Source organism: Cellulomonas sp. ICMP 17802 (assembly GCF_041295535.1).
Classification (GTDB): domain Bacteria; phylum Actinomycetota; class Actinomycetes; order Actinomycetales; family Cellulomonadaceae; genus Cellulomonas.
On the sequence record NZ_JBGFQZ010000004.1, the window covers coordinates 73,186 to 95,102 of the forward strand.

General features: G+C 74.2%; 28 protein-coding genes. 8 read left to right on the top strand and 20 right to left on the bottom strand.

Features of this window, described 5'->3' with window-relative positions; all coding sequences use genetic code 11:
• The first annotated feature begins 9 nt into the window (after positions 1-9).
• Genes AB5970_RS06505 through AB5970_RS06520 form a run of 4 tightly spaced genes read left to right on the top strand, consistent with a single transcriptional unit; the run spans position 10 to position 3,270 of the window.
• Complete coding sequence (locus AB5970_RS06505; RefSeq protein WP_370503102.1) at positions 10-459, top strand: DUF6325 family protein; 450 nt, start codon at positions 10-12, stop codon at positions 457-459.
• A gap of 32 nt (positions 460-491) precedes the next feature.
• The gene (locus tag AB5970_RS06510; protein ID WP_370503103.1) at positions 492-800 is read left to right on the top strand and encodes an SHOCT domain-containing protein; all 309 of its coding nucleotides are present in this window, start codon (positions 492-494) and stop codon (positions 798-800) included.
• Between the two features lie 4 nt (positions 801-804).
• Positions 805-1,722, top strand: coding sequence for a formylglycine-generating enzyme family protein (locus AB5970_RS06515; protein ID WP_370503104.1), 918 nt, complete (start codon positions 805-807; stop codon positions 1,720-1,722).
• A 48-nt stretch (positions 1,723-1,770) separates the two neighbouring features.
• Positions 1,771-3,270: a glycosyltransferase family 39 protein gene (locus AB5970_RS06520; RefSeq protein WP_370503105.1), complete on the top strand. Its 1,500-nt coding sequence runs from the start codon at positions 1,771-1,773 to the stop codon at positions 3,268-3,270.
• Positions 3,271-3,278: 8 nt separating this feature from the next.
• On the opposite strand, the gene AB5970_RS06525 is transcribed toward AB5970_RS06520, so the two are convergent.
• From AB5970_RS06525 to AB5970_RS06540, 4 genes are read right to left on the bottom strand one after another with little or no spacing between them, the layout of a single operon-like run.
• On the bottom strand, positions 3,279-4,085 hold the full coding sequence (locus tag AB5970_RS06525) for an ABC transporter permease (protein WP_370503106.1): 807 nt from the start codon (positions 4,083-4,085) through the stop codon (positions 3,279-3,281).
• On the bottom strand, positions 4,082-4,975 hold the full coding sequence (locus AB5970_RS06530; protein ID WP_370503107.1) for an ABC transporter permease: 894 nt from the start codon (positions 4,973-4,975) through the stop codon (positions 4,082-4,084). Before AB5970_RS06530 ends, AB5970_RS06525 begins: the two co-directional genes overlap by 4 nt.
• A 4-nt stretch (positions 4,976-4,979) precedes the next feature.
• The gene (locus AB5970_RS06535; RefSeq protein ID WP_370503108.1) at positions 4,980-6,191 is read right to left on the bottom strand and encodes an ABC transporter substrate-binding protein; all 1,212 of its coding nucleotides are present in this window, start codon (positions 6,189-6,191) and stop codon (positions 4,980-4,982) included.
• 26 nt (positions 6,192-6,217) lie between these two features.
• Positions 6,218-7,279 carry an ABC transporter ATP-binding protein gene (locus AB5970_RS06540; RefSeq protein WP_370503109.1) on the bottom strand — a complete coding sequence of 354 codons (1,062 nt, stop codon included), beginning with the start codon at positions 7,277-7,279 and terminating at the stop codon, positions 6,218-6,220.
• Positions 7,280-7,545: 266 nt separating this feature from the next.
• On the opposite strand from AB5970_RS06540, the gene AB5970_RS06545 reads away from it, so the two are divergent.
• Complete coding sequence (locus tag AB5970_RS06545) at positions 7,546-7,839, top strand: hypothetical protein (RefSeq protein WP_370503110.1); 294 nt, start codon at positions 7,546-7,548, stop codon at positions 7,837-7,839.
• Between the two features lie 51 nt (positions 7,840-7,890).
• On the opposite strand, the gene AB5970_RS06550 is transcribed toward AB5970_RS06545, so the two are convergent.
• Both AB5970_RS06550 and AB5970_RS06555 read right to left on the bottom strand, forming a co-directional pair.
• Positions 7,891-8,379 (bottom strand): flavodoxin domain-containing protein, encoded by a 489-nt coding sequence (locus AB5970_RS06550; RefSeq protein ID WP_370503111.1) that lies wholly within the window; start codon positions 8,377-8,379, stop codon positions 7,891-7,893.
• A gap of 104 nt (positions 8,380-8,483) precedes the next feature.
• Positions 8,484-8,990, bottom strand: a complete 507-nt coding sequence (locus AB5970_RS06555) for a MarR family winged helix-turn-helix transcriptional regulator (protein ID WP_370503112.1) — start codon at positions 8,988-8,990, stop codon at positions 8,484-8,486.
• A gap of 39 nt (positions 8,991-9,029) precedes the next feature.
• Here AB5970_RS06555 and AB5970_RS06560 point away from each other — a divergent pair, with 39 nt between their 5' ends.
• Positions 9,030-9,959, top strand: a complete 930-nt coding sequence (locus AB5970_RS06560; RefSeq protein ID WP_370503113.1) for an EamA family transporter — start codon at positions 9,030-9,032, stop codon at positions 9,957-9,959.
• Here the strand turns inward: AB5970_RS06560 and AB5970_RS06565 are convergent.
• Entirely contained in the window at positions 9,937-10,515 is a 579-nt protein-coding gene (locus AB5970_RS06565) for a nitroreductase family deazaflavin-dependent oxidoreductase (RefSeq protein WP_370503114.1), read from the bottom strand. The genes AB5970_RS06560 and AB5970_RS06565 overlap by 23 nt on opposite strands.
• Between AB5970_RS06565 and AB5970_RS06570 the strand changes: the two genes are divergently transcribed.
• Both AB5970_RS06570 and AB5970_RS06575 read left to right on the top strand, forming a co-directional pair.
• Positions 10,424-10,912, top strand: a complete 489-nt coding sequence (locus AB5970_RS06570) for a GNAT family N-acetyltransferase (protein WP_370503115.1) — start codon at positions 10,424-10,426, stop codon at positions 10,910-10,912. The two genes, AB5970_RS06565 and AB5970_RS06570, sit on opposite strands and share 92 nt — an antisense overlap.
• Positions 10,909-11,490 carry a hypothetical protein gene (locus AB5970_RS06575; RefSeq protein ID WP_370503116.1) on the top strand — a complete coding sequence of 194 codons (582 nt, stop codon included), beginning with the start codon at positions 10,909-10,911 and terminating at the stop codon, positions 11,488-11,490. The genes AB5970_RS06570 and AB5970_RS06575 overlap by 4 nt, the downstream gene beginning before the upstream one ends.
• A gap of 10 nt (positions 11,491-11,500) precedes the next feature.
• Here AB5970_RS06575 and AB5970_RS06580 read toward each other — a convergent pair whose 3' ends face one another.
• The 13 genes from AB5970_RS06580 to AB5970_RS06640 form a co-directional block, all read right to left on the bottom strand.
• Positions 11,501-11,647, bottom strand: coding sequence for a hypothetical protein (locus AB5970_RS06580; RefSeq protein ID WP_370503117.1), 147 nt, complete (start codon positions 11,645-11,647; stop codon positions 11,501-11,503).
• A gap of 173 nt (positions 11,648-11,820) precedes the next feature.
• Complete coding sequence (locus AB5970_RS06585) at positions 11,821-12,012, bottom strand: hypothetical protein (RefSeq protein WP_370503118.1); 192 nt, start codon at positions 12,010-12,012, stop codon at positions 11,821-11,823.
• A gap of 110 nt (positions 12,013-12,122) precedes the next feature.
• Positions 12,123-12,632, bottom strand: a complete 510-nt coding sequence (locus AB5970_RS06590; RefSeq protein WP_370503119.1) for a metallophosphoesterase family protein — start codon at positions 12,630-12,632, stop codon at positions 12,123-12,125.
• A 154-nt stretch (positions 12,633-12,786) separates the two neighbouring features.
• The gene (locus AB5970_RS06595; RefSeq protein ID WP_370503120.1) at positions 12,787-13,227 is read right to left on the bottom strand and encodes an Hsp20/alpha crystallin family protein; all 441 of its coding nucleotides are present in this window, start codon (positions 13,225-13,227) and stop codon (positions 12,787-12,789) included.
• A 156-nt stretch (positions 13,228-13,383) separates the two neighbouring features.
• Entirely contained in the window at positions 13,384-14,025 is a 642-nt protein-coding gene (locus AB5970_RS06600; RefSeq protein ID WP_370503121.1) for a TOPRIM nucleotidyl transferase/hydrolase domain-containing protein, read from the bottom strand.
• A gap of 60 nt (positions 14,026-14,085) precedes the next feature.
• Positions 14,086-15,033, bottom strand: a complete 948-nt coding sequence (locus AB5970_RS06605; RefSeq protein ID WP_370503122.1) for an alpha/beta hydrolase fold domain-containing protein — start codon at positions 15,031-15,033, stop codon at positions 14,086-14,088.
• Positions 15,030-16,274 carry a glycoside hydrolase family 1 protein gene (locus AB5970_RS06610; RefSeq protein WP_370503123.1) on the bottom strand — a complete coding sequence of 415 codons (1,245 nt, stop codon included), beginning with the start codon at positions 16,272-16,274 and terminating at the stop codon, positions 15,030-15,032. Before AB5970_RS06610 ends, AB5970_RS06605 begins: the two co-directional genes overlap by 4 nt.
• On the bottom strand, positions 16,271-17,494 hold the full coding sequence (locus tag AB5970_RS06615; protein WP_370503124.1) for a Bcr/CflA family efflux MFS transporter: 1,224 nt from the start codon (positions 17,492-17,494) through the stop codon (positions 16,271-16,273). The genes AB5970_RS06610 and AB5970_RS06615 overlap by 4 nt, the downstream gene beginning before the upstream one ends.
• Positions 17,491-17,922, bottom strand: a complete 432-nt coding sequence (locus AB5970_RS06620) for a VOC family protein (RefSeq protein ID WP_370503125.1) — start codon at positions 17,920-17,922, stop codon at positions 17,491-17,493. Before AB5970_RS06620 ends, AB5970_RS06615 begins: the two co-directional genes overlap by 4 nt.
• The gene (locus AB5970_RS06625; protein ID WP_370503126.1) at positions 17,915-19,288 is read right to left on the bottom strand and encodes an FAD-binding oxidoreductase; all 1,374 of its coding nucleotides are present in this window, start codon (positions 19,286-19,288) and stop codon (positions 17,915-17,917) included. The genes AB5970_RS06620 and AB5970_RS06625 overlap by 8 nt, the downstream gene beginning before the upstream one ends.
• The gene (locus tag AB5970_RS06630; RefSeq protein ID WP_370503127.1) at positions 19,285-20,055 is read right to left on the bottom strand and encodes an SDR family NAD(P)-dependent oxidoreductase; all 771 of its coding nucleotides are present in this window, start codon (positions 20,053-20,055) and stop codon (positions 19,285-19,287) included. Before AB5970_RS06630 ends, AB5970_RS06625 begins: the two co-directional genes overlap by 4 nt.
• Positions 20,052-21,293, bottom strand: a complete 1,242-nt coding sequence (locus AB5970_RS06635; RefSeq protein ID WP_370503128.1) for an FAD-dependent oxidoreductase — start codon at positions 21,291-21,293, stop codon at positions 20,052-20,054. Before AB5970_RS06635 ends, AB5970_RS06630 begins: the two co-directional genes overlap by 4 nt.
• 92 nt (positions 21,294-21,385) lie before the next feature.
• On the bottom strand, positions 21,386-21,901 hold the full coding sequence (locus tag AB5970_RS06640; RefSeq protein WP_370503129.1) for a VOC family protein: 516 nt from the start codon (positions 21,899-21,901) through the stop codon (positions 21,386-21,388).
• Positions 21,902-21,917 lie beyond the last annotated feature (16 nt).

The window sequence follows — 21,917 nt, forward strand, 5'->3', positions numbered from 1 at the left end:
GAAGAACCGATGACGGAGGACCTGACCGGGCTCGAGGAGTCCGGCCCGATCGACTACCTGGTGGTGGCTTTTCCGCACGCCCACTTCACGGGCGAGGCGTTCCCTCTCCTGGTCGACCTGGTGGATCGCGGGATCATCCGCATCCTCGACCTGGCCTTCATCCAGAAGGCGGACGACGGGTCGGTGACCGCGCTCGAGCTGGCCCAGCTGGCGGACGGCGGCGTCGACCTCACCATCTTCGAGGGCGCGTCCTCGGGTCTGCTCGGCGACGACGACCTCGAGGAGGCCGCCGACGCGCTCGAGCCCGGCGACGCGGCCGGCGTGTTCATCTACGAGAACGTGTGGGCGGCACCGTTCGCCATCGCACTGCGCCGTGCGGGCGGGCAGCTGGTCGCCAGCGGGCGCATCCCGGTGCAGGCGATCATCGCCTCGCTGGACGCCACCGAAGCCGCCGGCTGAGCCGGCCCCCGAGACTCGAGAAGGAGCATCCGATGCCAGGACTGATCCGCGGCGTGGCTCGCACCGCCGCCATCGCCGGCACGGCCACGGCCGTGTCCAACCGCGTCTCCCGTCGCCAGGCGGGACGCTGGGCCGCGCAGGAGGAGCAGGCGGCCCCGCAGCAGGCGGCCCCGCAGCCGACCTACGCGGCGCCGCCGCCTCCGCCGCAGCCGGCCGCGCCCGCGCCCGCCGACATGGACGCCAAGCTCGCGCAGCTCGCCCAGCTGGGCTCCCTGCGTGACGCGGGCGTGCTCAGCGACATCGAGTTCGAGGTGCAGAAGAACCGCATCCTCTCGAGCTGACGGCGTGCCGGCGGAGCACGCCTGCTGCGCCCCGTCGGCGCACCGGGCCCCGCTCGCGATCGGCGCCCCCGGCAACCGCACCACGCCCGCCCGCGGGATGGTGCGGTTGCCTGGGGGCGAGTTCGTCATGGGTCACGACGGGCCCGACGGGTACCCCGAGGACGGCGAGGGGCCGGCGCACCCCGTCACGCTCGGCCCCTTCTGGATCGATCCCGTCGCGGTCAGCAACGAGCGGTTCGGCGCGTTCGTCGACGCCACGGGGTACCGCACCGAGGCGGAGACCTACGGGTGGTCGTTCGTGTTCGCGGGCCTGCTGCCCGACGACTTCCCGCCCACGCGGGGGGTCGAGCAGACGCCGTGGTGGCGGCAGGTGGAGGGCGCGGACTGGCGTCATCCCGAGGGCCCGCAGTCCGACGTGCACGTGCGGGCCGACCACCCCGCCGTGCACGTGAGCTGGACCGACGCGGTCGCGTACACCGTGTGGGCCGGGGTGCGCCTGCCCACCGAGGCCGAGTGGGAGTGTGCCGCGCGCGGCGGCCTGGCGGGCTCGCACTACCCCTGGGGCGACGAGCGCGAGCCCGGCGGGGCGCACCGCATGAACGTCTGGCAGGGCACGTTCCCGTCCGCGAACACCGGCGCCGACGGCTTCGTCGGCACCGCACCCGTCGACGCCTACGAGCCCAACGGGTTCGGCCTGTACAACACCACCGGCAACGTCTGGGAGTGGTGCGCCGACTGGTTCGCCCGGGACGCCTACCGCACGCCCGGCACGCCCGCACCGAGCGGCCTGCGCGTGATGCGCGGCGGCTCCTACCTGTGCCACGAGTCGTACTGCTTCCGCTACCGCGTCGACTCGCGCAGCTCCAGCACCCCGGACTCGTCCGCGGGCAACGTGGGGTTCCGCTGCGCGAGCGACGCCTGATCTCGACCCGACGCCGCTCCCCGGCACGCTCTCGGGCATGATGGGCACGTGGGGTCCTCTGCGGCGCAGACCCGGCGGTCCACCACCTGGCTGGTGACCGCCGTCGTCGCCGTGCTCGCGGTCGCCGTCCGCTGGCGGCTGGTCGGTGGTGCGCAGGGCCTGAGGTCGTACCACGGGTACGACGACGGCGTGTACTTCGCGTCGGCCATGTCGTTCGTGCACGGCGCCGTGCCGTACCGCGACTTCCTCCTGCTGCACCCGCCCGGGATCATGCTCGCGCTCGCCCCGTTCGCGGCCCTCGCCCACTGGACCAGCGACTCCACCGCGTTCGCGGCCGCGCGCGTCGCCTTCATCCTGGTGGGCGCGGCGAGCACCGTGCTGGTCACCCGGATCGCGCGCCGCTGGGGCACGGTCGCCGCCGTGGTCGCCGGGGTCCTGTACGCGCTGTCGTCCGCCGCGGCCTACGCCGACCGGCTCACGCTGCTCGAGCCCCTGGGCACGCTCACCCTGCTCGGTGCCGTCGTGCTGCTGCTGCGCGCCGCCGAGTCGCGCGTCCCGGCCCGCTGGCAGTGGGCCGCCGGCGCCGTCCTCGGCCTGGGCGTCGTAGTGAAGATCTGGGCCGTCGTCCCGGCCGCGATCGTCGTCGCGTGGCAGCTGTGGACCCAGGGGCGCCGACCGGCGCTGCGGACGGGCGTCGGGGCCCTCGTTTCGACGGCCGTCGTGGTCGCTCCCTTCGCGGTCCTGGCGGGCCCGCGCATGTTCCGGCTGGTGGTCCAGGACCAGCTGGGCAGGCCGCGCGAGCACACGAGCACCGTGGCGCGGCTCGGCAGCATCACGGGCGTGGACGTGACCGTGGTGCCGGGGACCGATCCGCTGCGGACCGTGCTCGTCGCGCTCGTCCTGGCCGGGATCGCCGCCGCGGCCGTGGTGGCGTGGCGCGGTGCCCGCGGCCGGCTCTGGGTCGTGCTGCTGGTCGTCCAGTCCGGGGTCCTGCTGGCCTCCCCCAGCTATCTCCCCCACTACGCGGCCTACCCGGCGCCGGCCCTCGTGCTCGTGGTCGCCGCGGCGGTCTCGCTCGTCCCGGCACCGTCCCGGCTGGCCGTCGCGACCGCGACCTGCCTGGCCCTCGGGCTGGTCGGCGGCGCGCTCGCCCCGGCGCCCCAGGCCTCGTTCCCGGCCGCGCAGATCCGGGAGCGGCTGCCCGAGCAGGGGTGTGTGCGGTCCGACTCCCCCGCGGCGCTCGTGCTGCTCGACGTCTACTCGCGCGACCTGGCCCGGGGGTGCGACGTCCCCGTCGACCTGTCCGGCCAGACCTACGACGAGGGCTCGCGCGACGCGCAGGGCCGGCCTGTGCCCCGCGTGGAGAACCAGCAGTGGCAGCACGCCGCCGTGCGGTACCTGACGTCGGGGGCGGCCACCGTGCTCGCCCGCGGGACCGGCAACGGCTTCGACGCGGAGACCACCGAGGAGCTGCACGAGCTCACGACGGTCTACCACCTGCACGGCGTCCGGCTGCTGCTGCCCGGGGCCGCGACGGACGACGACTGAGCCGGTCGTCAGATGCGGCCGCCGCCGGTGGACTCCCCGGCGACCTTCTGGCTCAGGTAGATCGGCACGATGGACGCGAGCACGAGCACGGCGGCGACCACGTTGACCACCGGGCCCTGGTTGGGGCGGGAGAGGTTCTGGAAGATCCAGATGGGCAGCGTGGTCACGCCGGGCGGCGCGGTGAACAGGGTCACCACGATCTCGTCGAACGAGAGCCCGAACGCGAGCAGCGCCCCGGCCACCATGGCCCCGCGCAGCAGCGGGAAGGTGACCAGCCGGAACGTGGTGAACGTGTCGGCGCCGAGGTCCATGGACGCCTCCTCGGGGCTGGTGCCCATCCGACGCAGGCGCGCCAGCACGTTGTTGTAGACGACGACGATGCAGAAGGTCGCGTGCGCGATGGCCACGGTCCAGATCGACAGCTCGAGCCCGAGGAACGTGCGGAACCCGGTGCGGAACGCCAGCGCGGTGACGATGCCCGGCAGGGCGATGGGCAGCACCACCAGCAGGGAGAGGGTGTGCCGCCCGAAGAAGGTGTACCGCCCGAGGGCGAACGCCAGCAGGGTGCCCAGCACGAGGGCGACGGCGGTCGCGACGATGCCGACCTCGATCGACGTGAGCACCGCGGACCGGACGCTGTGATTGCCGAACGTCGCCGTCCACCAGTGCGTCGTGAACTCCTGGGGCGGCCACGCGAACACCGTGCTCGCGTTGAACGAGTTGATGACGATGACGCCGAGCGGCACGTAGATGAACGCCAGCCCGAACAGCATCATCAGGCCGAAGGTCCAGCGGGCGCGGCGGGAGTTCCTCACAGGTTGTCCAGAGCTCCCGTCCGCCGCACCAGCGCCAGGTAGATCACCATGATCACGACCGGGATCAGGGCGATCGCCGCCGCGAACGGCAGGCTGCTGGTGTAGTTCTGGTAGACGATGTTGCCGAGCATCTGGGTGCGCCCGCCGACGATCTGCACCGTGATGTAGTCGCCCAGGCTGAGCGAGAACGTGAACACGGAGCCGGCCACGATCGACGGGTACACCAGGGGCACGACGACGCTGCGCACGGTGCGGCCGGGCCGGGCGCCCAGGTCGCCCGAGGCGTCGAGCAGGCTGTCGGGCATCCGGTCCAGGCCCGCGTAGACCGGCAGGATCATGTACGGCAGCCACAGGTAGGTGAGCGTGAGGATCGTCGCCGCGACTCCGTACCCGGGGCCGTCAAGCCCGATCGGCGCCAGCAGCCACGCGAGCACCCCGGTCTCCGGCTGGACCATCGCCTGCCACGCGTAGATCTTCACCAGGTACGACGCCCACAGCGGGGTGACGACGAGGGCGACGAGCAGCCCCCGCCAGCGCGGCTGCGCCACCTTGGCCATGAAGAACGCCATCGGGAAGCCGAGCAGGGTGCACAGCACCGTGACGGAGGCCGCGATGCCGATCGTCCGCACCGTCGCCTGCAGGTAGGCGGGGTCGGACAGGACGTCCTCGACGTTCTGCAGCGTGAACGTGCGGACGACCTCGTTGGTGAACTCGTCGACCGAGAAGAACGCCGTGGCCAGCAGCGCCAGCAGGGCCGAGAGGTAGACGAGCACGAGCCATGTCGTCGGCAGCGCCAGGAGCCCGGCCAGGCGCAGCCGCGGGCGCCGGAAGAGGGCGGCCGAGAGCCGGCGTCCACCCGAGGTGGACGCCGGCCGCGCGACCGTCGTCATCCGGTCAGCCGTTCTTGACGCTGCTCCACGCCTTGCCCCACTCCGCGTACGGGATGCACTTGACGTCGGTGCGCCCGTCGAGGCAGTCGGACTGCGGCGTCGACCAGAACCAGATCTTCGAGAAGTAGCTCTCGTCGTCGGCGTGGAAGGTGTCGCAGTGCGCCGGGTCGGTGGTCAGCGCGCACGCCTTGGTGTTGGCGGGGGCCTCGCCGAACCACTCCGCGATCTGCGCCTGCACGTCGGGGTTGGTCACCCAGTTCATCCACTCGTACGCGCAGTTCGGGTGCGGCGACTTGGCGTCGACCATCCACGTGTCGGCCCACCCCGTGGCGCCCTCCTTGGGCAGCACGGACTCGACCGGGGCGGCGTCGCCCTTGGCCAGGTTGATGATGATCTGCCACGTCGAGCCGACCTCGGTGCTGCCGTTCTCGAGCGCCTTCTGCGCGTCGGCGTAGCTGGCCCAGTAGCTCGACACCTGCGGCTGTTGCGCGGTGAGCAGCGCGACGGCGGCGTCGAACTGGTCCTTGTCCAGCGCGTACGGGTTGGTGATCTTCAGGTCCGGCTGCGTGGACATCAGGTACACGGCCGCGGCGGCGATGCCGTCGGTCGGCGAGTCGTAGTCGGTGATCTTGCCGGCGTACGGGGAGTCGGGCTCGAAGACCACGCTCCAGGAGTCGGGGGCCGGGTCGACCTTGTCGGTGCGGTAGCCCAGCAGCTGGGCGCCCCAGCCGTGCGGCATCCCGTACGCCGTGCCGCCCACCGAGTTCCAGGCCTGCATCTTCTGGAAGTCGGGCACGTCGCCGTAGTTGGTGAGCAGGTCGGTGTTCACCGGTGCGACCTTGCCCGCGTAGATCATGCGCAGCGACGAGTCGCCCGACGCCGAGACGACGTCGAAGTCGCCGGTGCCCATCTTCTCGAACATGCTGTCGGAGGTGTCGGCCACCTGGACGTTCGCGGTACAGCCGGTCTTCTGCTCGAACGGCGTGACCCAGTCGACGGCCGGATCGGTGGACCCGTCCTCGGCGTAGCCGGCCCACGCCAGGATGTTGACCTCGCCCTCGCCGTCGCCCAGCGAGCTCAGCGCGTCCATGGCCGGCGGGGTCGCCCGGCTCGAGCCGCCGCCACCGCCACCTCCGTCGGACGTCCCGCAGGCGGCCAGGGCGAGCCCCGCCGCTGCGCCGACCGCCACGAACCGCAGCAGACGTAGGTGCTTCATCGTCGTCTCCTTCGTTCTTCGCTGGCTCACGGCAGGGGGGTGTCTGCCGCGGGGGTCCTCACCTCGAACTCGTGCTCCTTCGCCCAGACCAGCAGCACGCGCGCGCCGCGCACGTCCTGCACGTCCATCGAGGAGGTCTGCTGGTTCTGCCGCAGCGCCACGAGCGTCGCGCCGGCGTCCAGGTCCACCAGGAACCGCGTGGCCGAGCCGACGTACACGACCTCACGCACCGTGCCGGGCGCCCCGTCCTCGCCCGGGCCGGGGACGGCGTCGGGGGCCGCGATCCGGATCTTCTCCGGCCGCACCGACCACGTGCCCGTCCGCCCGAGCACCTGTTCCGCCACCCGGTCCACCAGCAGGTTCGAGGTGCCGACGAAGCCGGCGACGAACGGCGTGGCCGGCTTCTCGTAGACCTCCGCCGGCGACCCCACCTGCTCGATCCGCCCGCCGGAGAAGACGGCGATGCGGTCCGACATCGTCAACGCCTCCTCCTGGTCGTGCGTGACGAACAGGAACGTGATGCCCACCTGGCGCTGGATCGCCTTGAGCTCGACCTGCATCTGCTCGCGCAGCTTGAGGTCGAGCGCGCCGAGCGGCTCGTCCAGCAGCAGCACGCGCGGACGGTTGACCAGCGCGCGGGCGAGCGCGACGCGCTGACGCTGGCCACCCGACAGCTGCGCGGGCTTGCGCGCGCCGTACCCGCCCAGCCGCACGCTCTCGAGGGCCTCGAGCGCGCGCGCGGTGCGCTCCTTGCGGCCGACCTTCTTCACGCGCAGTCCGTAGGCGATGTTGTCGAGCACGCTCATGTGCGGGAACAGCGCGTAGTCCTGGAACACGGTGTTGACGTCCCGCTCGAACGGCGCCCGCCGGGTCACGTCCACGCCCGCCAGCTCGACGGTGCCCGCCGTGGGCAGCTCGAACCCGGCGATCATCCGCAGCACGGTCGTCTTGCCCGACCCGGACGGGCCCAGCAGCGTCATGAACTCGCCGTCGCGCACGTCGAGGTCCACCCCGTCCACCGCGACGACGTCCCCGAACTCCTTGCGCACGGCGCGCAGCCGGACAGCGACGACCTCGGAGTCCGCCATCGCCGCAGCCCCTCTCCCGTGGCTGTTGCCTCCCACGACCGCCGATATCGCAGCCGTTTCGACGGAACTTAGCGGAAATCCGTTGCGCCGACGCCCCCCTGCGTTACGAATCGGTTGCAGTCGTCGCGGCCGTGGGCGATCGGGACGGGCCGCGCGGGACGTCTGCCCGGGCGGTCGCGCGTGCTTCGGCGCACAGTGGGGTCATTGACCGGGATCCCGGCCGGCCACCGACGACCGGCGGGGATCGGACCACGAAGGAGAGCAGCATGAGCGAGCACGAGTCGCACGAGCTCGACACCACCGAGGCGGAACGGATCCGGTCCGACCGGATCGTCGAGCCGGCCGGCAGCGAGGTCGACGAGCCGGACGTGCACACCACCGAGGCCGAGAAGATCCGGGCCGCCGGCCTGGGCGAGCCGGTCACGCACGTCGAGACGGTCGGCACGACCGAGGGCGTGCGGCTGCGGTCCGACCAGATCGACGAGCCGTTCCAGCCCTCCGCCGCCGACGTGGACGTGACCACCGACGCCGAGAAGATCCGACCCGACGACCCGCACTGATCGTCCGGCCGCCGGGGGCGCGTCCTCGACGCACCCCCGGCGGCGACGGCGTCAGGCGCGCAGCTGGGCGTCCACCTCGTCGACCCACCGGGCGACGTGGTCCGCGTCGCGCCAGTCGCCGGACTTGTTCTTGGCCATCGCCGCGGCCGGGAAGCCCTTGGCGTCGGGCAGCAGCCGACCGCCGAAGGTCTCCACGCCCCGCGCGCCGATCTTGTCGGCGGCGTTCCGCACGTGCGAGACCGGCGGGATGTCCTTGGTCTCCGCCGTGGTGTCCAGAGGACCCGTCGCGACGAGCCAGACGGGCAGCTGCACGAGGCGCGCGGCCAGGCGCTTGATCAGCGCGCGGGCGTCCTTGTGCCAGCGGCCCGCGTACAGCGCGCCGGCCACGACGACCGCATCGACGTCCTCGAGGTCCTCGACGTCGGCGGCCGGGCGCACGATCGCGTCGTACCCCTTGTCGCGGAAGTCCTCGCCGATCATCTCGGCGAGCCCCTGCGTGCCACCCCGGAAGGTTCCATAGGCGACCAGGACGCGCGTCATGATGTCCTCCTTCGGACGTTCGACAACCCCGCGCCGTCCGCGGGCACCCGTCGATCGTCCCGCCGGTGCTGCCACCAGGGCAGGGCCGGAAGTCCCGGGCGGCCTCAGGGCTCGTCGGCGGGGGGCGGCTCGAACTGCGCGAGCCAGCGGCGCAGGATGCGCTCGAGCTGCGCGACGTCGTCCGGGTCGAGCACGTCGAGCAGCCGCCGCTCGTTGGCCAGGTGCGCGCCGAAGGCCGCGTCGATCACGTCCTTGCCCTGCGCCGTCAGCGCGACCACCCGGCCGCGCCCGTCGACCTCGCTGGGCCGGCGCGTGACCAGGCCCGCGCGCTCCAGCCGGTCGATGCGCTTGGTCATCCCGCCTGACGTCACCAGCGTGTTCTCCGCCAGGTCGCCCGGCGTCCGCTCGTAGGGCTCGCCGGCGCGGCGCAGCGTGGCCAGCACGTCGAAGTCCCCCTCCCCCAGACCGTGCTCGCGGTACACGGCCACCAGCTCGGCGGTGAGGTGGCCGGCGACGCGGTGCAGCCGGCCGATCACCCCCTGCGGCCGGACGTCCAGGTCGGGTCGCTCGCGGCTCCACGCCTGCTGGATGAGATCGAGTCGGTCGGTCACCCCTCGACTCTATCTTCCTGGGAAGATATGGTCTCTTCCATGGAAGACAACCCGGTGCGCTGGTCGGTGGTCACGGCGTTCGCGCCGCTCGCCTGGGGAACCACGTACTACGTCACCCGGCACGCCCTGCCCGCCGACGCACCCCTGTGGGGCGCCGTGCTGCGCGCGCTGCCCGCCGGGCTCCTGCTGCTGGTGGTCGCGAGGCGCCTGCCCCGCGGATCGTGGTGGTGGCGCGCGGTGGTGCTGGGCACGCTGAACATGGGCGCGTTCTTCGCGCTCGTCTACGTCGCGGCCCAGGCGTTGCCGACGAGCGTCGCGACGACCGTGATGGCGACGTCCCCCGTCGCGATGATGCTCGTCGCGTGGGCCCTCCTCGCGCAGCGACCGCGCGTGCTGGGCCTGGCCGGCGCGGTGCTGGGCCTGCTCGGCGTCGCGGCGATGCTGCTGACCGGCGGCACGGACGTCGACGCCCTCGGCGTCCTGGCGTCGGTCGCGGCCATGCTCATGTCGAGCCTCGGGTTCGTCCTGGCCACCCGGTGGAGCGGCGGCGCGGACGTGGTCGCCACCACGGCGTGGCAGCTGCTCGGGGGCGGGCTGGTGCTCGTGCCGTTCGCCGTCGCGGTCGAGGGCGGACCGCCGGCCCTCGACGGCCGCGCGCTGCTCGGCTTCGCGTACGTGTCGCTCGTCGCCACCGCGGTCGCGTACCTCGCCTGGTTCGCCGGCCTGCGGCACCTGCCCGCCGGCACCGTCGGGCTGCTCGGGCTGCTCAACCCGGTCGCGGGCGTGCTGCTCGGCGTCCTCGTCGCCGGCGAGGTGCTCACGGGCGCCCAGCTGCTCGGCGTGCTCGTGGTCCTGGTCGGGGTGCTGCTCGGGCAACCCGCCCTGCAGGCTCGCCTCGCCCGGCGGAAGGCCGTCGCCGGCGAGGTCAGGGCCGGCGTGGCCGACGTCAGGGCGCGTCAGCCGGTGTGATCTCGATCAGCGGGCTCTGCACCATCATCAGCTCGACGTCGTCGCGACCCCACTGCCGGGCCGCCGCCTCGATCAGGGGCCGCCGCTCCGCCGGATCGTCGACCACCCGGGCCAGCGCGGGCACGTCGGCCGACACGCCGCGCTTGAGGTGGACCACGACGTGCGGGTCGGCGGCCACGTTGTGCACCCACGCGCGCGTGCGGGGCGACGGCATGCCGGAGATGAACAGCCGCCCGTCGAGGTCGTGCAGGAAGATCTCGATGCGCCGGGGCTCTCCGGTGCGCCGTCCGGTCGTGGTCAGGTCGATCACCTGGCTGCGGTGCAGGGCACTGGCGACAGAGGCATCCACGGCGGGCTCCCGACGATCGGTGGAGCGATCCTGCCACGACGTCGGCGGGTGTGCCGACGATGGCACGATGTGCACGATCGTCTCCGTCATCGCCAACCAGAGGAGCAACCGGCGCATGCCCCTGACGACACCCGGGCTCACCGTGAGCATCGACGACCCGCAGTCCGCCGACGTGCTGGCGCTGCTCGGCGAGCACCTCACGGACATGTACGCCACGTCCCCCGCCGAGTCCGTGCACGCGCTCGACCCGACCGCGCTCGCGGCGCCCGGCATCACGTTCTGGACCGCGCGCGACGGCTCGGGCGCCCTGCTCGGCTGCGCCGCCCTGAAGCGGCTGGGCCCGACGGACGCCGAGCTCAAGTCGATGCGCACCGCGACGGCTGCGCGGGGGCGTGGCGTCGGCGGGGCCGTCCTCGCGCACGTCCTCGCCGAGGCGGGCCGGCGCGGGATCCGGACCGTGCACCTCGAGACCGGGACGCAGGACTACTTCGCGCCCGCCCGCCGGCTCTACGAGCGCGCCGGGTTCGTCGCGTGCCCGCCGTTCGCCGACTACGTGCTCGACCCGCACAGCGCGTTCTACCGGCTCACGCTGCCCCGGCCGTGACCGGGGAGCCGGACCGGCCGGACCTGCCCGACGGGCGGGTGTCGGTCGTGTGGGCTCTGGTCGGCGAGGGCGGGCACGTCGTGCGCCGGACCAGCCACTGGTGGGAGGTCGCGGTCGCCGCGCGCCAGCACCGGCCGCCGCGCGCGCTGTACCACGCGGCGCTCGAGCTCGTCGTGGACGACGAGGTCGTCGTCCTCGAGATGACGCCGCGGTGGGGCCGGGCCGCGGCCGGCGCCCGCGAGGTCGTCGCCACCGGACCCGTCGGCGCCCGCTGGCTGGGCCGGTCCCGGCTGTTCCGCTACGAGGTCCGGTTCACCCGGCCGGGCACGCCGGCGGACCCCGGCGCCACGGTGGTGGGCCGGGGACCCGAGGCGGTGGCGGCCGTGCTCGCGGCGGCGCCCGGGGTCCCCCGCCTCACGTGGGGACGCCAGGTCCGGTCGGCGCGCGACATGTGGACGTCGAACTCGGTGGTGTCGTGGGTGCTCGCCGACGTCGGCCTGCTGGGTGACCTCGGCCCGCCCGGATCCGGGCTCGCGCCGGGGTGGGACGCGGGCGTCGCCGTGCGGGCCGGGGGCTGAGCGCCGGGGGTCAGGCGCCGGTGTCCTCGCCCTCGGCGGGCTCGCTCGCGTGCTCGCGCACCTCGGGGCTGGGGTCGACGGACTCGGCACCCTCGGCCGGCTCCTCGGCGTGCTCGCGGGTCTCGTCGTCGGGGAGCGGCGGGGTGTCGGTGCTCATCGGTGCGTCCTCCTCCGGGGCGCGCCCCTCGGCGGCGCCGTCGGTCCGACCGTACGCCCGCGACGCGGACGCCGCCCGGCGTCACTCGTCCGCCAGGTGCTCCTTGCCCCACAGGGCCGCGCTCGTGCGGTCCGTCACGCCGATCTGGCGGAACACGTGGCCCACGTGCACCTCTACCGCCGGAGCGCCGAGCGCGCGCGGCCGGCCACGCCCTCGATCGTGCGCAGCCCGCGCGAGCCGAACGTCGGACCCGCGGCCCGGCGCTCGAGGCGCTCCGCCATCCTGCGCGAGAGCGACGAGACCACCGGCAGCAGCACGGCGATCATGAGGAACAGGCGCACCCGCCGCAGGATCAGGACCCACACGGTGACCTCCCGGAGTCGGCGCCCACGCGGGCGACCGGTCGTCTGTCGAGCTCGGCGCCCGCTGCCCGACGCCGCGCTCCATGGTGCGGGCGGACACGGCCGGCCGCACCTCAGGGCGCGGGCCGCTCCACCGGGTGCAGCACGACCTCGCCGAGCCGGCCGTCCCGGACGGACGCCGTCATGAAGGTGGCGACCGGCTGCCGGCGCCGGTCGGTCGGCGACCCCGGGTTGAGCAGCCGCATTCCGCGCGGCGTCACGGTGTCCCAGGGGATGTGGCTGTGGCCGAACACCAGGACGTCGAGCCCCGGGTGCTCGGCGTCGCACCGCCGCTCCCTTCCCGTGGCCTGCCCGGTCTCGTGCACGACGCCGAGCCGCAGACCGTCGAGCTCCAGCCGAGCGACCAGCGGGAGCCGACGCCGGAGGGCCGGTCCGTCGTTGTTGCCCCAGCACCCCACCACCCGGCGGGCCCGTGCCTCCAGATCGTCGAGCACCCGCTCGGACACCCAGTCACCGGCGTGGATCACCACGTCGGCCTCGTCGACGGCCGCCCACACCGCGGAGGGCAGGTCACGCGCGCGGCCCGGGATGTGCGTGTCGGCGAGCAGGACGAGCCGGGTCATGGGTCCTCCTCGACGGTGGCTCCCGACCGTACCTGCGTCGAGCTGCGGCCCGCCGGTGACGGCAGGGGCGCGGGGGCGCGGCTCGCCCGCACAGGACGTCCCGGGCCCCGCGACAGCGCTCTCGCTGCTCGTCGCGCCCCTGCCGTCAGGTGGGTCAGGCGCTCGCCTCGGCACCCGACGTGATCTGGGTGGCGTCGCCGCCGTGCTGCACCTCGATGCGCCGCGGCTTGGCCTCCTCGGCGACCGGGATGCTCAGGGTGAGGACGCCGTCGGCGTACGTGGCCGAGATCGCGTCGAGCGCGAGCCCGCGGCCCACGCTGAGCTGCCGGGCGTAGGTGCCCGTCGGCCGCTCCTTGGCCAACCACTGCGCGTCGCTCTCGGTGTGCGCGGTCCGCTGCGCCCGGATGGTCAGGGTGCGGTCCTCGACGTTCACGTCGATCGAGCCCGGGTCCGCCCCCGGCAGGTCGACGTGGAGGACGTAGTGGTCGCCAGACCGGTAGAGATCGATGGGCATCGTCGCCGACGAGCGGTCGGCGGTGAGCATCTGCCCGAACAGCCGGTCGAACTCCTGGAACGGGTCGAATCGCGTAGCCATGACCCTCACCTCCCTCGTGTCGGGGCACCGGGCGGTCCGGGCCCCGGGTGCTGTCCGGCTCGGCGCCGGACTGGCTACAGCAGAAGGATTAGCACTCTGCGGTGCAGAGTGCCAGTGGTCTTTCGCGCCGTTCACCGGCGGCGAACGCGTGCGGCCTCACACCGCGCCGAGCAGCTCCTCCAGCGGCCGGGGCAGGGTGTCCGCGCGTGCCGCCGCCTCGACGAGCAGGCGCGCGTACCGCAGCTTCCGACGCGACCCGCTGCCCAGGAACCGGCGCAGCTGCGCGCCCGGGTCCTGCCCGCGCCACGCGGGCTGGTTCTGCAGCGACCGGAACGATCCGAGGTCACCCTGGGCCTCGACCACCGCCTCGACCCCCGCGACGCCCACGGCCCGGACCAGCTCGTCCTCCAGGTCCTCGACGCACACGAAGAGCCCGAGCTGGCCGACGCCGGCGTCGGTCAGCGCGCGCCGGACGACCTCCTCCTCGCGCCGGTCGCAGAGGGCCGCGAGCGGCACCGCGCCGGCGCCGCGACGGCCGAGCACGGCCAGGAACGGGCGGATCGCGTGCGCCCCACCGATCGGGACGACCACCACCCGCTCGGCGTCGAGGTCGCGACCACGCCCGCGCGCCGCCGTCTCGATCGCGATCTGGTCGCTGATGCCCTCGACGACCACCAGCGCGGCGGCGCCGTCCAGCCGGGCGACGGCGCCGGCGGTCGCCCGGACGGGCGCGCCCGGGCCGCTGGGGTACCCGTCCAGCGCCCGCCGCGCGAGCTCGCGACGATCGGTGACGTCCACGGTGCGTCCTGGGTCAGAGGGTCAGCGGTGCCCGACGCCTGGATCGTCCCACGCGTGACCTCAGGACGTGCGGCGCAGGTGCTCGCTCATCACCCCCAGCGACGCGAGCGCGGCGGGCAGGCCCGGCACGTTCAGGTGTCCGTGCGGTGCACCCGTCGCGGCGTCCTCGACCACCGTCACACCGGCCGCGCGCAGGTCGGCAACGAGCCGCTCCCCCGACGGCAGCAGGTCGTCGTACTCGCACAGCGACACGACGGTCGGCGGCAGCCCCTCCAGACGACCGTCGCCCGGGAACGCGTACGGCACGGACGCCGGGTGGGGGCCGAGGTAGTTGCGGTTGAGGAACCGGGTGGCCTCCGGGGTGAACCGCAGGACCGACGGCAGGGTCGCCATCCGCAGCGCCAGCTCGGGTGACCCGGCGGGGACGGGGTCGTGCACGACCGGGTACGCCAGCAGGACCGCGCTCGCCGCGGGGCCGCCCTCGTCGCGCAGCCGCTGGGCCACGCCGAGGGCGAGGTTCGCGCCGGCGCTCGCGCCGCCGATCGCCCACGGGGCGCCCGCGGGCAGCAGGTCGGACGCCGTCGCGGCCCAGGCGAAGGCGGCGTGCACGTCGTCGTGCGGCACGGGGAAGTGGACGCCCCCGTGGCACAGGCGGTAGTCGACCGAGACCACCGTCGCGCCCACCCGGGAGGCCAGCTCGCGCGCGACGACGTCCGCCTCGGGCATGTCGCGGTCGCCCGAGATGAACGCCCCGCCGTGCATCCAGACGAGGCCGACGGGTGCGGCCGGATGGTCGGCGGGTCGGTACACGCGCACCGGGACCGGCCCGTGCGGGCCCGGGGCCACGTGCTCCTCGACCACCGCGGTCGGCGCCCGGTAGTCGCCGACGGGCGCGAAGAACCCGTCGAAGCGGGCGATGTCCTCCGGCGACGGCGCGCCCGCCCCGAGGTCGGGCATGCCGTCGAGCAGCGCGAGCCGGCCGGCCAGCTCGGCCACCAGCGCGCTCACAGGTCCGCCCCGTGGGACCGCGCGATGGCGGCGTAGACGCCCGCGCTGGGCTTCGCGGTGCGGACGAAGGTCTCCCGGTCCACGGAGTGCAGGCCCAGCTGCTGGCCGTAGCCGAAGATCCACTCGAAGTTGTCCATCAGCGTCCAGTGCAGGTAGCCGAGCACCGGGACACCGTCGTCGATCGCGTCGAGGAGGCCCGAGAGCGACGGGGCGAGGAACGCCGCGCGGAACGCGTCGTCGTGCGTGGACATGCCGTGCTCGGTCACCAGCACCGGGACGCCCGCCCGCTCGTAGGCGAACCGCACGGCGCCGGCCAGCGAGAGCGGCGCGATCGCGGAGCCCATGTCGTTGGTCGGTGTGCCCTCGGGGATCGGGGCGGGTCCGGTCCCGTCGTAGACCACCCGCTCGTAGTTCTGCACCCCGACGAAGTCGTCCTCGCGCGCGAGCTCCAGCCACCGCGCGTACACCTCGGCGCGCTTGCGGTCGCGCACGGACGCGTCGTCGTCGGCCACCTGGTCGTCGACGATCGCGAGGCTGAGCCCGACCGGCAGGTCCGGGCGGCGGGCCTTGATGGCGCTGCGGGCGGCCCGGTGACCCGCGGTCATGCCGTCGGCCATCGCGTCCATCTCCTCGGGGAGCATGACGTTGCCCAGCCGGTAGCGCGGGACCCCCGCGGCCTCGCTCGCCGCGGCCAGGGTGGCGCGCTCCAGGTCCCGCACGAACCCGGGCAGGTCGATCCAGGTGAGCAGGCGGGCCAGGTTCGGCTCGTTCATGGTCACCGCGTACGCGATGCGGTCGCCGAACGCCGCCATCACGACGTCGCAGTAGCGCGCGAACAGGTCGGGCGCCGCGGGGTTCAGCCAGCCGCCGGCGGACGCGAACCAGTGCGGCGACGTGAAGTGGTTGAACGTGACCACGGGCGCCAGCCCGAGCTCCAGGCACCGGTCCACGATCGCCTCGTAGTGCGCGACCGCGTCGGCGTCGACCTGGCCCTCGACGGGCTCGACCCGGGCCCACTCCACCGAGAACCGGTACGCGCTCAGGCCCATGCCGGCGGCGAGGTCCACGTCCTCGCGCCACAGCTCGTAGCCGCGGCAGGCGGCCCCCGAGGGCTCGCGGAAGACGGTCGGGCTGACGTTCTCGGCGAACCACGTGTCGCTCGTCGTGTTGCCTCCCTCGTTCTGGTGGCCGGCGCTGGCCACCCCCCAGAGGAAGCCGTCGGGGAACTGTCGCGCGGTCATGTGGTGCTCCTCGTGTCGGACGGGTGCGGTGCGGTGGGCTCGGGCGCGGGGCGCCGGAGCACGTGCAGGAGGACGGGCCCGGCCGCGGCGCAGACGGCGACGACGACCACGAGCGACCACGGCGAGCCGCCGGCGCCGGCCAGCGGGGAGGCGATCGCCCCGACGGTGAACTGGCAGATGCCGAGCACGCCGGACGCGGCGCCGGCGCGGCCCGGGGCCGCCGCCATGCCCAGCGTCGTGGCGGCCGGGATCACCAGGCCCAGGCTGGCCACGGCGAGGAACAGGCCGGCCATGACCAGCGGGAGGCTGTGCAGCCCGACGCCGACGCCCAGCACGACGGCGCCGGCCCCGGACGTCAGGTGCCCGCTCGCCAGCAGCCGGGCCGACCCGGCTCGGCCGACCAGGTGCCGGCTGAGGTTCGACGCCACGAAGATGCCCACGGCGTTGAGGGCGAACACCAGGCTGTACTGCTGCGGGGACAGCCCGAACGAGCCCTGCAGCACGAACGACGAGGCGCCGATGTAGCCGAACAGGATCCCGCCGAACGCCGCGGTCGCCGCCAGGTAGGCCAGGAACGTGCGGATCCGCAGCACCGACCCGAGCCCGGCGACCACCGACCCCAGGTGGGGCGGGACGCGGCGCTCGGCGGGCAGCGTCTCGGGCAGGGCGCGCCAGCTGATCGCGGTGAGCAGCACGGCCGCGCCGGCCAGCACGACGAACATGCCTCGCCAGGTCATGACGTGCGCCAGGAGCCCGCCCGCGACGGGCGCGACCACCGGCGCGATCGCGGTGACCGCGCTCAGGGTGGCGAAGGCCCGCGCCGCCGCCGCCCCGGGGTAGGCGTCCGCGACCACCGCCCGGGTGACCACGAGGCACGCAGCCGTGGCCAGGCCTGCCAGCACCCGCAGCCCGAGCAGGACCCCGATCGACGGCGCCAGCGCGCTGAGCAGGTGCGCGACCGCGTACGCCAGACCGCCCACCAGCAGCGGGACCCGTCGACCCACCGCGTCGCTCAGGGGCCCGACGACCACCTGGCCCACCGCGATGCCGACCAGCACCGCGGACACCGTCGCCGCCGCGGCCGCGCTCGTGGTGCCCAGCTCCGTCCCCAGCTGCGGGAGCACGGGCAGGTACACGTCGGTGGTGAGGACGACCAGGGAGGTGAACGCCGCGAGCAGGGGGACGAGGTGCCGCGGGACGGGAACGGCAGGAGCGCTCACGCGGGGCCGCCCGACCGGTCCAGCAGCTCGACCAGGTTTCCCTCGGGGTCCGCGACGAACGCCATGCGCACGCCCGGCTCCGGCGACGGCTGGGGCGCCATCACGGGTCGTGCCCCGAGGGCGACCAGCCGGTCGAACGTCTCCTCGAGGTCGCGGACGTCGAACGCGACGTGCCCGTAGCCCTCGACCAGGGCCGCCGCCGCGGGATCGGCGGCCCGCGGGCCGCGCGCCGACCCTGCCCGGTGCAGCAGCTCGAGGCGGTCACCGCGACCCGGGTGGACCAGCATGACGACGTCCAGGCCGACGGCGTCCACCCGAGCGGTGAGCTCCGTGACGAAGCCGAAGGCCGCCGAGTACCAGGCCTGCGCGGAGCCCAGGTCCGCCACCGTGAGGCCGACGTGGTCCAGGCGCGGGGTGTGCTCAGCCATGCCGGTTCAGCCCCGCCCGGTCGGCCGTCAGGTAGGACGCGATCCGGCCCGACGGGTCCCGCGCGGCCCGGACCGCCTCGAGCCGCGCCAGGTTCTCGGGCGCCAGGAACCGGTCCTGACGACGAGTGAAGTCGGTGTCGCCGAGGTAGACGCCGACGCCGCCCTGCCGCGCGATCGCGGCCGTCCGCTCGTGCACGCGCATGCGGTAGAGCTCGTCGTCCGCCGGGTCCGTGTAGATCAGGTAGGTCGCGACGTAGACCTGGCCCTCGACGGAGAACGCCATGTCGGGCAGAACGCGGGTGGGTGCCCAGCCGTACCAGATGGAGAACGAGTGCTCGGTGTCCAGCCCGCGCCAGATGTCCAGCAGCAGCGGGGCGAGCACGTCCGCGGGAGCGTCCGTCCACGTGCAGTCGACCGCGTACCGGTGACCCTCGGGGTTCTGGCCCGCCTGCGCGACGCTCTCCTGCGCCAGCGACGTGGGACCGGTGACGTGGCCCAGCTCGCGCCCGAGCACCGGGCACTCCCCCAGCGCCGAGAGCAGCGCGAGCGCCTCCTCGTCCGAGTCGGCCATGCAGGTGGTGTGCAGCAGCAGCACCGTGCCACCGGGGTGCGGCACGCCCTCGTCCAGCGGGACGTCGGGCAGCCGGGTGGCGGCCATCACCGGCTCGACCCGCCGGTCCAGGCGCGGCAGCGCGTCGTGCAACCAGTGGATCACGGCCTCGGCGTCGTCGAGCCGGAACGTCCACGTGTCCTGCCACATCACGGCCGGCTGCGGGTAGCTCTGCAGGTGGAAGCGGGTGACGATGCCCGGGAACCCCGGCCCCGCGCCGCGCGCGGCCCAGTACAGGTCGGTGTTCTGCGACGCGTCCGCGCGGACCAGCTCGCCGTCGGCGGTCACGACGTCGACGGCCACGACGCCCTCGCACGCCCAGCCGCGGGCGCGCCCGTTCCAGCCCTGCCCGCCCTGCAGCAGGAAGCCGCCGATCCCGACCGTCGCGCAGTGACCCACCGGGAACGCGCGCCCGCGCTCGGCCAGGAACGGCGCGAGCTCGAGGGCCCCGGTGGTGGCGGGCCCGGCCGCGACCACGCCGGTCGCCTCGTCGTACGCGATCGAGCGCAGCGCGCCCAGGTCGATCAGCAGGACGTCGTCGCGCACGCTCCACGCGGCCCAGGAGTGCCCCCCGGACCGGACGCTGATGCCCCAGCCCCGCTCGATCGCGAGGCGCACCCCCGCCACCACGTCGTCCTCGTCGGCCACCTCGAGCACCGCCGCCGGGTACCGGTCCGGGCGGCGCGCGTTGAACACCCGCCCCACGCGCGCCTCCTCGTACCCCTCCTGGCCGCGCAGGACGAGCCGGCCCGTCATCCGACCACCGCGGCGCCACCGTCGACCGGGATGTTCGCCCCCGAGACGTGCGACGACTCGTCGCTCGCGAGGAAGAGCACGGCGTGGGCGACGTCCTCGGGCTGCCCCCACTTCCGCAGCGGCACGCGGGACAGGATCTGCTCGGCCGGCCCGTCCGGGTCCCGCAGCATCGCGTCCGTCTGCGGCGTCTGCGTCATCGCAGGGCTGACCGCGTTCACGCGGATGCCGTGCGGCCCACCCTCGACCACCAGCTGCGACGTCAGGGCCAGCACCCCGCCCTTGGCGGCGCCGTGCGCGTTCTGGGGCTCGAACCACGCACCCCGCGACCCGCTGATCGAGCCGATGTTGACGATCGAGCCGCCCCCGCGGGCCACCAGGTGCGGCCACGCCGCTCGCGTCACCAGGAAGACGATGTCGAGCTCGTTGCGCAGCGTGAACGACCAGTCCGCGTACGACAGCCGGTCGATCGCCCCGAAGCGGATGGCCGACGCGTTGTTGACCAGCACGTCGACGCCACCGGCCAGCGCGACGGCCTCCTGCACCCACGCCCGCGCGCCCTCCTCGGTGGCCAGGTCGACGGGCGCGACCCCGTCCATGCGCCCGCCCGCCGCCCGCACGAGCTCGACCGTCTCCTGCGACGGCCCGGGATGCAGGTCGCACCCCACCACGTGGGCGCCCTCGCGCGCGCACACGAGCGCCGTGGCCCGCCCGATGCCGCCGCCCGTGCCGGTGACCAGCACCACACGGCCGGCCAGCCGCCCGCTCACCCGGCCTGCCGATCCCCGCTCGCCTCGGCGAGCGCGCCGCCGCCGAAGTTCTTGTCGTGGTCCAGCGTCATCCGCAGGATCGGGTACGACGTCTCGCGCATCTGCTGCTCGTACGCGCCGACCGCCGCCGGCACGTCGACCTCGCCGCGCGCCACCCGGTCGAGCTGGTCCACCAGCAGGGCCGCGTCGTTCAGCGCGAGGTTGGCGCCCATGCCCAGGGTCGGCAGCATGCCGTGCGCGGCGTCGCCGACGATGGTCACGCGCGACGGCTCCCAGGTCTCGGCCGGCTCGAGGAAGCCGAACGGGATGGCGAACATCGACTCGGGGTCCAGCCCGGCGACGATCGCCCGGGCCGCCGGGTGCCAGCCCTCGACCGCGGCGAGCATCGACTCGCGCAGGTCGAGCGGCGTCTGCGCGGTCCACTCCCCGACGGGCGGGACGACGGTCCCCTCAGTCAGGCTGCAGCTCACCATGATGTACGCCGGGACCGGGTCGAGGACCACGTCGGGGGCCACCTCGGCGGCGGCCTCGTCCGCGGGGCGGCGGGGCCGGAAGTTGGCGATGAGCAGGCGGGAGCCCTTGCGGTCCACCGCCATGAGCACGCCCTGGTCGAGGATGTGCGGCATGAGCTCGTCCAGCTCCGGCGTGATCGGCGTGCGGCCGAAGACCCCGATGCCGCGGATGCCGGTCGGGATGACCGGCACGTCGGGCAGCAGCTGGCGGCGCACTGCCGACCGGATGCCGTCGGCCCCGACGAGCACGTCGCCGCGCGCGGTGCTGCCGTCGGCGAGCGTCGCGGTCACGCCGTCCGCGTCCTCGACGTAGGAGACCACCGGGGCGCCGACGCGCATCGCGTCGCCGAGCCGCGCGGACAGCACCTGCCGCAGCGTCCGGCGGTGGACGCCCGTGTGCGGCACGGGACCGTCGTTCGGCGGGCCCATGTGCGGGCGCGAGCTGAGCTCGTTCAGCTGGTCGTCGAGCACGATCGACTCGGGTCGGTCGTAGCTGCGGCGCGACGTCTCCTGGTACAGCGCGAACAGGTCGTCCGGCAGGCACCGACGGAGGGCCTCTCCGCCGATCGCGTTGAAGTGCAGGTAGTAGCCCTGCTTGCGGTTGAGGTCGGCGTCGCGCTCGAACACCTCGACGGTGTGGCCGGACTTGAGCAGGCCCTGGGCCGTGGCCAGGCCGGCGAGGCCCCCACCGGCGATCAGCACGTGCAACGGTCGAGGATCGGTCACGGCGGCACTCCCTTGTGCAAGCGGCACTTTCGTCCTGTGAAAGCGACTTTCGCAGCAAGGATATCTCGACCGCCGTCAGGAATCCAGCACCGTCACCCCTGCATCGGGAACCGCGTCTCGCGACCGTCCCAGCCTGCCGCGAGGGCGGCCAGGCGCGCGTGCATCCCGAGGATCGGCGCGCCGGCGCGGTGCACCTCGATCGGGTGCGGGAACAGCGGGCCGCCGTCGTGCCACGCGACCGCGACGGCGCCGGAGCTCGCCGTGTGGATCAGCCGGCAGCCCTGCTCCTCGAGGCGCGCGGACTCGGCCGCCAGGTCGTCGGCCACCCAGCTGACGTGCCCCAGCCCGCCCACGCCGAGCCCGTAGGCCGTGGCGAGCGCCGGGTCGACCGAGTGCACGACCGCCAGCTCGAGGACGACCGGGCCCCAGGCCGTGAACGCCGCCGAGTGGTCGAAGTACGCGGGGTCCTCGACCACCGTGCCGTCCGCCAGCACGAACGACTCGAAGCGGACGTGCTCGTGGACCAGGAACGGGCCCACCCCGAGCGTCCGGACAGTGCGGTCGATCGCCGCGTCGAGGTCGTCGACCCAGTAGCCGAGGTGATGCATCACGTCTCCCGTTCTG

Excerpts from the sequence above, each read along its gene's own strand:
- AB5970_RS06505 (WP_370503102.1), top strand. The coding sequence starts at position 10 with ATGACGGAGGACCTGACCGGGCTCGAGGAGTCCGGCCCGATCGACTAC.
- AB5970_RS06510 (WP_370503103.1), top strand. The coding sequence starts at position 492 with ATGCCAGGACTGATCCGCGGCGTGGCTCGCACCGCCGCCATCGCCGGC.
- AB5970_RS06530 (WP_370503107.1), bottom strand. The coding sequence starts at position 4,975 with ATGACGACGGTCGCGCGGCCGGCGTCCACCTCGGGTGGACGCCGGCTC.
- AB5970_RS06535 (WP_370503108.1), bottom strand. The coding sequence starts at position 6,191 with ATGAAGCACCTACGTCTGCTGCGGTTCGTGGCGGTCGGCGCAGCGGCG.
- AB5970_RS06540 (WP_370503109.1), bottom strand. The coding sequence starts at position 7,279 with ATGGCGGACTCCGAGGTCGTCGCTGTCCGGCTGCGCGCCGTGCGCAAG.
- AB5970_RS06545 (WP_370503110.1), top strand. The coding sequence starts at position 7,546 with ATGAGCGAGCACGAGTCGCACGAGCTCGACACCACCGAGGCGGAACGG.
- AB5970_RS06550 (WP_370503111.1), bottom strand. The coding sequence starts at position 8,379 with ATGACGCGCGTCCTGGTCGCCTATGGAACCTTCCGGGGTGGCACGCAG.
- AB5970_RS06560 (WP_370503113.1), top strand. The coding sequence starts at position 9,030 with ATGGAAGACAACCCGGTGCGCTGGTCGGTGGTCACGGCGTTCGCGCCG.
- AB5970_RS06570 (WP_370503115.1), top strand. The coding sequence starts at position 10,424 with ATGCCCCTGACGACACCCGGGCTCACCGTGAGCATCGACGACCCGCAG.
- AB5970_RS06565 (WP_370503114.1), bottom strand. The coding sequence starts at position 10,515 with ATGTCCGTGAGGTGCTCGCCGAGCAGCGCCAGCACGTCGGCGGACTGC.
- AB5970_RS06580 (WP_370503117.1), bottom strand. The coding sequence starts at position 11,647 with ATGAGCACCGACACCCCGCCGCTCCCCGACGACGAGACCCGCGAGCAC.
- AB5970_RS06590 (WP_370503119.1), bottom strand. The coding sequence starts at position 12,632 with ATGACCCGGCTCGTCCTGCTCGCCGACACGCACATCCCGGGCCGCGCG.
- AB5970_RS06595 (WP_370503120.1), bottom strand. The coding sequence starts at position 13,227 with ATGGCTACGCGATTCGACCCGTTCCAGGAGTTCGACCGGCTGTTCGGG.
- AB5970_RS06610 (WP_370503123.1), bottom strand. The coding sequence starts at position 16,274 with ATGACCGCGCGACAGTTCCCCGACGGCTTCCTCTGGGGGGTGGCCAGC.
- AB5970_RS06620 (WP_370503125.1), bottom strand. The coding sequence starts at position 17,922 with ATGGCTGAGCACACCCCGCGCCTGGACCACGTCGGCCTCACGGTGGCG.
- AB5970_RS06625 (WP_370503126.1), bottom strand. The coding sequence starts at position 19,288 with ATGACGGGCCGGCTCGTCCTGCGCGGCCAGGAGGGGTACGAGGAGGCG.
- AB5970_RS06640 (WP_370503129.1), bottom strand. The coding sequence starts at position 21,901 with ATGCATCACCTCGGCTACTGGGTCGACGACCTCGACGCGGCGATCGAC.